General features: G+C 59.9%; 12 protein-coding genes, 1 tRNA gene and 2 pseudogenes. 8 read left to right on the forward strand and 7 right to left on the reverse strand.

Annotation, left to right across the window (positions count from 1 at the left end; translation table 11 throughout):
• From ACGVKB_RS05330 to ACGVKB_RS05340, 3 genes are all read right to left on the reverse strand, one after another.
• Positions 1–335: DUF3119 family protein (locus ACGVKB_RS05330; RefSeq protein ID WP_392350240.1), on the reverse strand; the 335-nt coding region annotated here is incomplete at its 3' end.
• Positions 335–1,081: an MlaE family ABC transporter permease gene (locus ACGVKB_RS05335; protein ID WP_392350241.1), complete on the reverse strand. Its 747-nt coding sequence runs from the start codon at positions 1,079–1,081 to the stop codon at positions 335–337. The genes ACGVKB_RS05335 and ACGVKB_RS05330, both read right to left, overlap by 1 nt.
• Positions 1,078–2,400: an MFS transporter gene (locus ACGVKB_RS05340; protein WP_392350250.1), complete on the reverse strand. Its 1,323-nt coding sequence runs from the start codon at positions 2,398–2,400 to the stop codon at positions 1,078–1,080. The genes ACGVKB_RS05335 and ACGVKB_RS05340 overlap by 4 nt, the downstream gene beginning before the upstream one ends.
• Before the next feature lie 132 nt (positions 2,401–2,532).
• Between ACGVKB_RS05340 and ACGVKB_RS05345 the strand changes: the two genes are divergently transcribed.
• Positions 2,533–2,603, forward strand: a tRNA-Gly gene (locus ACGVKB_RS05345).
• On the opposite strand, the gene ACGVKB_RS05350 is transcribed toward ACGVKB_RS05345, so the two are convergent.
• Complete coding sequence (locus ACGVKB_RS05350; protein ID WP_392350242.1) at positions 2,603–4,681, reverse strand: glycogen debranching protein; 2,079 nt, start codon at positions 4,679–4,681, stop codon at positions 2,603–2,605. The genes ACGVKB_RS05345 and ACGVKB_RS05350 overlap by 1 nt on opposite strands.
• Before the next feature lie 55 nt (positions 4,682–4,736).
• Here ACGVKB_RS05350 and ACGVKB_RS05355 point away from each other — a divergent pair, with 55 nt between their 5' ends.
• The 4 genes and pseudogenes from ACGVKB_RS05355 (at position 4,737) to ACGVKB_RS05370 (ending at position 7,009) form a co-directional block, all read left to right on the forward strand.
• A complete protein-coding gene (locus ACGVKB_RS05355) occupies positions 4,737–5,396 on the forward strand; it encodes an MBL fold metallo-hydrolase (RefSeq protein ID WP_392350243.1) in 660 nt (219 codons plus the stop codon).
• Between the two features lie 127 nt (positions 5,397–5,523).
• Positions 5,524–5,802: pseudogene (locus ACGVKB_RS05360) on the forward strand (HU family DNA-binding protein); the annotation flags it as partial.
• 70 nt (positions 5,803–5,872) lie between these two features.
• Positions 5,873–6,736, forward strand: a complete 864-nt coding sequence (gene gluQRS / locus ACGVKB_RS05365; protein ID WP_392350244.1) for a tRNA glutamyl-Q(34) synthetase GluQRS — start codon at positions 5,873–5,875, stop codon at positions 6,734–6,736.
• A gap of 84 nt (positions 6,737–6,820) precedes the next feature.
• Entirely contained in the window at positions 6,821–7,009 is a 189-nt protein-coding gene (locus ACGVKB_RS05370; RefSeq protein WP_392350245.1) for a hypothetical protein, read from the forward strand.
• A gap of 20 nt (positions 7,010–7,029) precedes the next feature.
• On the opposite strand, the gene ACGVKB_RS05375 is transcribed toward ACGVKB_RS05370, so the two are convergent.
• Entirely contained in the window at positions 7,030–7,173 is a 144-nt protein-coding gene (locus ACGVKB_RS05375) for a hypothetical protein (RefSeq protein ID WP_392350246.1), read from the reverse strand.
• Between the two features lie 69 nt (positions 7,174–7,242).
• On the opposite strand from ACGVKB_RS05375, the gene ACGVKB_RS05380 reads away from it, so the two are divergent.
• From ACGVKB_RS05380 to ACGVKB_RS05390, 3 genes and pseudogenes are all read left to right on the forward strand, one after another.
• Positions 7,243–7,521 (forward strand): hypothetical protein, encoded by a 279-nt coding sequence (locus ACGVKB_RS05380; RefSeq protein WP_392350247.1) that lies wholly within the window; start codon positions 7,243–7,245, stop codon positions 7,519–7,521.
• Positions 7,522–7,670: 149 nt separating this feature from the next.
• Positions 7,671–7,856: pseudogene (locus tag ACGVKB_RS05385) on the forward strand (DUF6538 domain-containing protein); the annotation flags it as partial.
• A gap of 15 nt (positions 7,857–7,871) precedes the next feature.
• A complete protein-coding gene (locus ACGVKB_RS05390; protein ID WP_392350251.1) occupies positions 7,872–8,870 on the forward strand; it encodes a hypothetical protein in 999 nt (332 codons plus the stop codon).
• 15 nt (positions 8,871–8,885) lie between these two features.
• Here the strand turns inward: ACGVKB_RS05390 and ACGVKB_RS05395 are convergent, their stop codons facing one another.
• Together ACGVKB_RS05395 and ACGVKB_RS05400 are read right to left on the reverse strand one after the other, a co-directional pair.
• Complete coding sequence (locus ACGVKB_RS05395) at positions 8,886–9,218, reverse strand: hypothetical protein (protein WP_392350248.1); 333 nt, start codon at positions 9,216–9,218, stop codon at positions 8,886–8,888.
• A 16-nt stretch (positions 9,219–9,234) separates the two neighbouring features.
• The coding region (locus tag ACGVKB_RS05400) for a hypothetical protein (RefSeq protein ID WP_392350249.1) at positions 9,235–9,679 on the reverse strand (445 nt) is incomplete at its 5' end.

A 9,679-nucleotide genomic window follows, 5' to 3' on the forward strand; every position in this document is an offset into this window, starting at 1 on the left:
GCCGGGTTGAACAGGATCGGCAGAAAGTGAATGCTCTTGGTTTCCCGGAAATAGAACAGGCCCGGAAGCCAGCTGGCAAACAAGCGCCAGGCCAGCCATTGGTCGTAGGGGAAGCGGCGCAGTTCCCGGCCGTTCTGCCACACCACCAGGGCCTTTTCGGCGAATTCCAGTTTGAGGCTGACACTCTGGATCAGCAGAAACAGCCCGAACAGCGCCACCACCAGGGTCGGCCAGGGATGCCAGGGCAGGGGTAGCAGTGCTGCGCCCAGGGCCATCACCACCAGGGGGAGCCGAGGGTCGGAGTTGAGAATCACGCTCTTGGGGGTTCCCGTCATCAGCCGAACAGCACCTGGGTCAACACCACATCCATGATCGAGACGGTAATCAGAATCATCACCACAGCGCCGGTGGTGCTGGTGCCCACCTCCTTCGGCCCCCCTTTGGTGGTGAGCCCCCAGCCGCAGGAAATCGAGGCGATCAGCACCCCGAACACCAGTGCTTTCACCAGCATGAAGGGCAGGTCGTCCACATTCATCCAGGTGCGCACCGACGTCCAGAACACCGACGGCGGGATGTTGTAGAGGGCGGTGCTGGTGATCTGGCCACTCCAGACCGCCACCAGGAAAAAGAACAGGCATTGCACCGGGGCCATCACCACCATGGCGATCAGGCGCGGCACCACCAGGTAATCCACCGGATCGGTGCGCAGCATCGTGATCGCATCGATCTGCTCGGTCACTTTCATCGTGCCGAGCTGGGCGGCGTAGGCCGTGGCCACCTTCCCGGCCAGCAGGCAGGCCGTCAGCAGCGGGGCGATCTCCCGGGCCAGCCCCACCGCCAGGATGCCGCCCACGGTGGATCCAGCCCCCTGGCGTGTGAGTTCCGCGGCCACTTGAATGTTGAACACCGAGCCGGCGGCCACGGCGATGATCAGCACGATCAACAGGCTGCCGGGGCCGGCTTCCATCAGCTGATCGCTGAGGTCGCTGCGGTTGATTCGACCCCGAAGGGTGGCCGTGAGCGCTTGCCCGCCGATCAGCAGGCTGGCGCCCAGTCGTCTCAGCCAGCGGGGAGTGTTCATCCGGCGTTGGCCTGCAGGTGGGCGCCACGGTCCGGCCAGCCTCGCATCACCGCCAGGCCCAGCACCACGAGGACGGCCGGCAGCGGACCCATGCAGAGCCGGATGGCCAGCACCGCGGAGTCGGGCTGGGCAATGAAGCTGAGAGCCCCGCTGCACTCCTCGGCGGAGATGTATCCCGTTAACGACAGCAAGCTGCCGAACACGGACATCGTCAGGCCGATGATCAGTTTCTGGCCGAACACCATCCAGGCGGTGTAAAGCCCGGCGGGTTTGCCGGGATCCGCGTCGATGGCATCCGGCAGCAGGGACCAGGGAATCAGGTAGGCGGTGGCGGCACCAATGCCCACCAACGAGATCAGCCCCACCAAAGGCAGCAGCTGCAAGCCGCTGGCTCCCTCCGGCAGTTCTGGGAACAGCATCGACAGCAGGCAGGCCACGATCCAGAGCGCTGAGCCCCACCGCAGGGTGGCGATCCGTCCGATGCGGTTGCTCAACAAGCTCCACAGCTGCAGGCCCAGCAGGGAGGCGATCTGGAAGGGCAGCAGCATCCAGGTCGATAGGGCTGGGGCGACATGCACCACCTGCACCAGCCAGATCAGGGCCACCACCTGCATCAATTGCAGGCCAAACCACAGCAGTAGAAACAGGCCGACCACCTGGCGAAAGCGGGGGTTGGCCATCACCCGTTTGAGCTGCTCCAGCGGTGGCTCCGTTGAAGGGGTGGGCCGTTGGGCCTGTTTGGCGTAGGGGGCTAGGCCCCAGCAGCACAGCAGGGTGGCCACCGAGGCGATGGTGCCCGTAATCCGGCCCATGGCCAAATAGCCGCCGCCTCCATCGCTCAGCACGACCGACGCCACGATCAGGCCGCTCAGTCCCGCCAGGATCGAACCGGTGAACCGTGCGGCATTGAGGCGTGTGCGCATCGCCGTGTCGGTGGTCAGCTCCGTCGATAGAGCCGCGTAGGGCAAGTTCACGCTGGTGTAGGCGGTCATCAGCAGCACCGCCATCACCACGTAGTACGCGGTGCGCTGCACCACGGTGCCGTCGGGCACCCACCACATCGCGGCGAGGCTGATGCCCAGGGGCAGTGCGGCACTGAGCATCCAGGGCAGTCGGGGGCCCCAACGGGTCTGGGTGTGGTCACTCATCCAGCCGATCAGCGGATCGTTGAGGGCATCCCACACCTTGATCACGGTGAGCAGGGAGCCGGCGATGAAGGCCGGCAGCCCAGCGGCGCAGGTGAAAAACGGAAAGAGGTAGAAGCCGAGCTGTGTGGCGGCCAGCCCGGTGCCGGCGTCACCGAGCCCGTAGGCCACCATCAAACGGCGCCGTGAGCCGGCGGGTGATGCTGCAGACGGTGTCACGCTCGGGCAAGGGGCAGGCGGACCGCCATAATGAATGGGTACTGATCACCAAGCCACTCCTTCGGGAGGTGGTTCTGATGTACCAGTGCGGGTGTTGTGTAATGGTAAGACCTCAGCCTTCCAAGCTGATGACACGGGTTCGATTCCCGTCACCCGCTTACAACTCCAGTCCGGTGGCCACCTCGCGGGCCAGCAGAACCACCAGGCTGTGATGGTCAAGCTCAATCTCGACCCCCTCAAAGGGTTCGGGCTGTTCCGGTAGGTCGTCGGGGCTCACCATCGCCGTGTCGAGCACACGCATCCACGGCGACGCTGGCACGGGCAAGGCGAACTCAAGGGGGTCCTTGTAGGCGTTGAAGCCGATCCACAGCAGAGCGCCACGGCTGCCCATGTGCAAGCTGGTCGCTGTGGTGCGTGACCAGGCCGCCCAGTCCGGTCGCCCCAATTCGACCCCATGCCATTGCTGCCAGAGGTCGCCGTGGTCGCTGGGCTGGCGTTTCAGGGTCTGACGCGGCGCCACCAGTGGATTGATCAGGTTCGGCAGTGCCCGTCGCAACGCCAGCAGCCGCTGCAGAAAGGTCTTCAGCTCGAGGTCGCACTGGTCCGCATTCCATGGCATCCATCCCAGTGGACTGTTCTGGCACCAGCTGTTGTTGTTGCCCCCCTGGCTGCGGCCGATTTCATCGCCCATCGAGAGCATCGGCACCCCCCGGGCCAGCAGCAGCGTGGCCAGCAAGTTGCGTTGTTGTCGCTTGCGCAGCAGCTGAATCGCCGGATCGCTGCTGGGGCCTTCCACGCCGTGGTTCCAGCTGTTGTTGTGGTTCTCGCCGTCGCGGTTGTTTTCACCGTTGGCCAGGTTGTGCTTGCGGTTGTAACTGACCAAATCCGCCAGGGTGAATCCATCGTGGGCGGTGATGAAGTTCACCGATTTGCCGATGTTCACCGGGTGGCCGCTGTAGAGGTCTGGGCTGCCCTGGAAGCGCTGGGCCATCGACCAGGTGCTGTGCTCATCGCCTTTCCAGAAGCGCCGCACCCCATCGCGGAAATGACCGTTCCAAGTGCCGATCCGCCGGGCGGGGAAGTCTTCGAGGCGATACAGCCCTCCGCAATCCCAGGGCTCGCTCACCAATTTGAGGTCACTGAGCTCAGGGTCGGCTTCGATCGCTTCAAACAAAGGAGGCTGATCGAGGGGCTTGAGTTGATCGCCTCGGCTCATCTCGATGCCGAGATCGAAACGGAAGCCATCGACCCCCAGCTCCACCGCCCAGCAGCGCATGGATTCGAGAATCAACTGGCGGCCGATCGGATGGTTGGCGGCAATCGAGTTGCCGCATCCGCTCACATCGAGGTATTCCCCGGTCTTGTTCTGGTGGTAATAGCTCCGGTCGGCGAGGCCCCGCCAGCTCAGGGTTGGACCATGGCGGTTGCCCTCGGTGGTGTGGTTGTACACAACATCGAGCAGCACCTCCAATCCAGCGTCATGGCAGGCGGCCACCATCCGGCGGATGTCATGGCGACTTTGCAGGGGATCGCTGCTGGAGCAGTAGCCCGGATGCGGGGTGAACCAGCTCAAGGGGCTGTATCCCCAGATGTTGTCCCGCCCTGGAGGGGCATCGGCCGGATCGAAGGCGAACACCGGGAGCAATTCGATCGTGGTGATGCCCAGCTCCTTCAGCGCCGGCAGCTTTTCGATCAGCCCCAACACCGTGCCGCGTTGCTCGGGGGGTAGACCGGAGTCGCTGCGACTGGTGAAGTTGCCCACGTGCAGCTCGTAAATCACCGTGCGCTGCCAGGGATGGCGCGGTCGCGGGTGTTGTTGAAAGTCGAAGTGGTCCCGTTCGGTGACCACGGACTTCAAACAGGAGTGGGCATTGGGCGACGGGCCGGTCGCCAGCACGCGGTCATAGACGTCCCACCCGCTGATCGCCCGTGCTGCAGGGTCAAGCAACACCTTGGCGGGCCGGAAGCCATGGCCCCCTGGGGCCAGGGGGCCAAAGGCGCGATAGCCGTAGCAGCAGCCTTCCCCCAGGTCTTCCACTTCCACGTGCCAGTAGTCGCCGGAGCGGTGGCGCCGTGCATCGAGTTCGATCACCTGTTCCGGTGTCCGGTCGCTGCCATCGGCGAACAGCAGAAGCTCGAGGCGATCCGCAGCAGGTGCCGCCACGGAAAAATTCACGCCTCTTGAAGTGATGCTGCTGCCCAGGGGCCAGGGACAGCCGAGATGGATGCGACGCACAGCTCGGGGGGGCCTGGCGCCTTCAAACTAGTGGTTTGTAGCGGTGTTGAACGGCATGACTTTGACCACAACACCGGAGGTCGGTCGTGCCCCCCAGCAGCTGCGTTCCGATCTGTGGCTCTTCCCTCCAAACCGCGACAGCCAGGGGGGCAGTGCCTGGTGGTTGGACTGTGATCCAGAGCCGGTTTTGATCGATTGCCCACCGTTGACGCAGGCGACATTGACCGCATTGGAGACCCTTGCCGCCGGCCGGCAGCCAAGAATCCTGGTCACGAGTCGTGAGGGCCACGGCCGCTTGCGTCGCATTCAGGAGCGTTTCGGCTGGCCGGTCCTGGTCCAAGAGCAGGAGGCTTACTTGCTGCCGAACATCACGCCCCTGGACACCTTTGTCGACACCGCCACAACCGCCTCCGGTCTGCGGCTGCTCTGGACGCCGGGGCCGACGCCGGGCAGCTGTGTGGTCTTGGCTCCGCCCCCGGCTGACCTGTTGTTTTGCGGGCGTTTGCTGATTCCGCTGGCTCCAGGGCGTCTTGGTCCTGTTCGGCATGGCCGGACGTTCCACTGGCCCCGCCAGCTGCGCAGTCTGGAGGCTCTTCGGAAATGGATTCCTTCAGATGCCTCTCCACAACTGGCATCTGGCAGTGGCCTTGGTGCCCTCCGTGGTGAGCGTTTGGTGCCGTTTGGGGGGTGGCAACCGGCGACGGATCTCAGCTAATGCATTGCGGGACGGGGTGTTTCGCTTGCGGGCCCCTGTCAACGTCCATACGATTAGCGCGCTTGGGGAAGGCAGCGGCGGGTTTGATCGCCGTGCTTGAGCCGTCTCCGCCCCCCACTCTTCCTCTCAAATGAACAAAGCTGATCTGGTTAATCTGGTGGCAGCTCGCACAGAGCTCACCAAAACCGACGTCTCGATGGTGGTGGATGCCGCCATCGACACCATCATTGATTCCGTTGTTGAAGGCAAAAAGGTCTCCATCCTTGGCTTCGGTTCCTTCGAGCCCCGTGAGCGCTCCGCACGTCAGGGCCTGAACCCCAAGACCGGCGAAAAGATCGCCATCCCCGCCAAGCGCGTCCCTGCGTTCACCGCCGGCAAGATGTTCAAGGATCGCGTTCAGGGCTGAGCCCTCGCGCTGGTCAAGCCTTGCTGTCAGGCGGTCCCCGGGACCGCCTTTTTTTGTGATGGATCCTCTGGTGACCCTGCCGGCACACCTCCGGGCCTCGCTGATGTCGCTGCCGTGCGGCGTCGGAGAACCACGACGGTGTGGACGCTTTGCCCCCTCGCCCACCGGCGCCCTCCATCTCGGCAATCTGCAGACGGCCTTGGCCTCGTGGCTGCAGATGCGGCGCTGCCACGGACTCTGGCGTCTGCGCATCGACGACCTCGACACCCCCCGCGTCAAACCCGGGGCCATTGAGGCGATCCAACGGGATCTGCGTTGGTTGGGCCTCACCTGGGACGGCCCGGTGCTGTTGCAGAGCCGGCAGCGGGGTTGGTACTACAGCTGGCTCTCCTGGATGCGTCGGGAGGGGGTGTTGTTCCCCTGTCGCTGCAGCCGCCGTGATCTAGCCGGTGCGGTTCGCTATCCGGGGACCTGCCGGCAGGCGGATCGCGGCTGGGGGTGGCAGCAGGGACGTCTGCCGAGTTGGCGCCTGCGTGTTCCCCCGGACGACCCCTTCGGCAGTGGTGATGTTGTGGTGCGCCGGGCTGATGGCTTTGTGGCCTATCACCTGGCCACCGTGTTGGACGACCTGCGCTGCGGCATCACGGATGTGATGCGCGGTGAGGATCTGCGTGAGGCGGAAGCCCCCCAGCGCAGTGTGTTGACCGCCTTGGATGCGCGTCCACCCGCCTTTCACTACGCACCGTTGGTTCACGATGGCCAGGGGCAGAAATTGTCGAAGCGGGATCAAGCTTCGGGATTGGCCCCTTTGATCGATCAGGGCATGGATCCACCGTCGGTGATTGGTCGCTTGGCGTCTGGCCTGGGGTTGGTCCCCCAAGGGACCCGTTGTTCGGCGCAGGATCTTTTGCAAGCCCTGGGGCCATCCACCTGACGGGGACTGGATTCTTAAGGAAGCTTTCGGGATCGAAGGGTGTAAATGCCAGCACACTGAAACCATCCTTTCCCACCGAATCCGATGTCCACCTGCCCGACCTGTGGTGGCAGCGGCATGCAGCGCGTGAGCAATCAGCGTTTTCGCACCTGCTTCACCTGCCTGGGCCAGGGGCGGATCACCGCAGCCGTTCAACCGGCATCCGTGCACCCCTTGGTCACCATGACGCGAGGCCTTGCCCAGCCTGTTTGTCTGGCAAAGCCTGGCCTCTAATCGCGGACGTGCTCGGCTCCTCAGCTCAGGGGAGCCTTCTGCTTGTTGCGAAGAACGAAGAACGTGGCTGTACCCACAACGACCACGAGAGGGACTGCTGTGAACAGCAGAAGAGCAATGGCGGTCCAGTCGGTGTACACGATGGCTGAGTCGGGGTACGGCATCATCTCAGCAAATCAGAACCTGCAGTTGTGTGGCGGCTAAGCCCGACGTCCCTTGTCATGGTTGGTCTGATGGCGGGGCTCCACAATCCGGCCGTCGCCCAGACCCTCGCTGGGGTGGAACAGCTGTCCAGACAGTGTCTGCAGGGCGGACCACGCTCCGGTTGCACCCTTGCACTTCGCCAGGCTGAGGTGTTGCAGGAGCGGGCGGCTGAGCTCCAGGTCTTCCCCTGTCAAACGTTGTTGCTGGGGCTGCAGGCCGATCTGATCATGGAGCGCGATGGCCAGGGCCGGGGCGCCGAGGCGATCGCTGATCTGCCCGGCATGTTGAGGGGGTGTTCGGGCATCTAAGACAGCCAGCGGACCTGCAGCCGTTGGCGTTTCAGTTCGACCGCGTGCGTTCGCGATGCATCCAGCTGGTCCATTTGAAACCAGCTAAAACCATTGCCACAACTAGCTTTTGTCCTCTATCATGTTAGAAATCATGTGAGGTATCTCCATTGGGTAGACGCCGTAAAGGTCCGGTCAAGCTCAATGGAGGAGACACTTGGTATGTCCGTCTATGGGTAAAGCCGTCAGACGTACCCAAGGCAGGCAAGAAGACACTCATCAGGTCTCTCAAGACCACTGATCACTCAGAAGCTCTGAAGCGGTACGGAGCCGCCTACACAGCTCTTGAGCAGGAGCTACAGGCTCTCCTCATGGGAGACACCCTCAGAACACGTGTTGAACAACACCGTGAACTAGAGGTCAGACCAGGTGATTCCTCACTCACTCCTCTGGAGCAAGCTCGGATCACCCTTGGAGACTTCAACCCTGAAGATCAGACACACCTTGCTGTCTATGAGTCCTTTGCTTCTGGTCAGGAGCTACCTATCACCTGGCAAGAGGCTCTAGATCTTCATATCAAAGTCAGCAATAGGAATAGACCACAACCACTAGCTAAGTCATCGATCTATAAGTACAGACAAGCAGTTAAGTTCTTCAGTCCTTACTCTGATCCATCAAAGACAACACCTGACATCATTCGTCAATGGATCACTGATCATGAGGATGACTATGATCCAGTAACAGTTGCTCAACGCTTTAGATGGTTGTCTGCAATCTATACCTCTTGTATTGCTGAAGGGAAGATACAGACACAGAATCCATTCAATCTGGTCATCTATAAGGCTTCTACTCCCTTAGAACGTCAAAGAAGACCCTTCACTGATGATGAGTTACGTCTGATTCATAAGGAATTACCTCTTGTCTTCCAGCTCTGTATGACTGGTCTTCGAGCAGGAGAGTTCTTCACTAGAGAACCATCAGATCTCAATGGTCAGTTCCTTAAGGTTGATAAGAAGACAGATATTGATTGGAGACCTAAAGGTCTTAGCTCTCATCGGACTGTTGCTGTTCCTGCTGGGTTCTCTCTGGAGCCTCTTGGTAAGACCTATCAGTCTGGTATTAGAGACCATGGGATAGCTCTAAGACGCTTCATCTCTGATAAGACGGCTCCTCTTCATTCCTCTAGACATACCTTCCTCACTCTGTCTAGACGTGCTGGTTGTGATACAGCAGTCATCACTGCTCTCACGGGGCATCACTCGAAGGAGACTTCACGTGTTGCACAGTCCTATGGTCTATTCCCTGATGAGGTCTTGCTAAGGGAAGCTCAGAAGGTCTGGGATTACGTCTACTCACATATTCTCAAGTAAAACCACAACAGTTCTCTAGCGTTGTCGAACCTTCTCTGGTAATTTATTAGGATTGCCTCCGCATGTGATAGCTATTTGATTGAGGCCTGCTTCTTTTATGTTTATCTCGCCTCTATCAAACTTTTCAAATACTTCCCAAGGTATTGTGTTTGTAGTGCCTTCCCACGCGCAGTTGCAATATTTTGACGAATAATCATGAGAAGCTTTATTGGATAAAGCTGCTTGCATGCAACCAGCCATGAAGTTATTCTTTATATCTTCATCGTAACCAGCAGCCTTGCTACTACTGCCAAACAGCAGGAGGGATGCTGTCAATGAAGACCCAATACACAAAGCCAGGCGTTGCATTGTCACTAGAAAAACCTCATGGCTTGATTGGACAATCTGGAAAGCTTAGTACGATATTTTTTGCTCCTTGTATCCACAAAGGGTTTTTCATTTCCTTGTACGCTTTCTGCCAATACTCAACTGCCTCTACTGGTGTAACCAGTCCTTCGCTCACTAAGTTACAAAGTGAACTCACTGCAATAGCTCCAGAAACATATGTACTAGCTCCTTTACACAGTTCTCTTTCTCCTTTAGTTACACAAGCAAAATCTAATTCCTCAAATGTTTCATAAGCCTGAACTGCTGAACCAATCAGCAGTAGACCAAGAGATACAAAGCAAGCCTTAGCTATTCCAGACACTGATAATTGATTGTCTTTTTTGTATTGTAGCTGTGTCAGTCTGCATTGACAACCTGATCCCTCAGAAGAGTGCCAATAGTTCTCTGAGAGAGCCTGAGAGCCTCTGCAATGGGCTTCTGAA

It is taken from the genome of Parasynechococcus sp. (assembly GCF_042954325.1).
Lineage (GTDB): Bacteria > Cyanobacteriota > Cyanobacteriia > PCC-6307 > Cyanobiaceae > Parasynechococcus.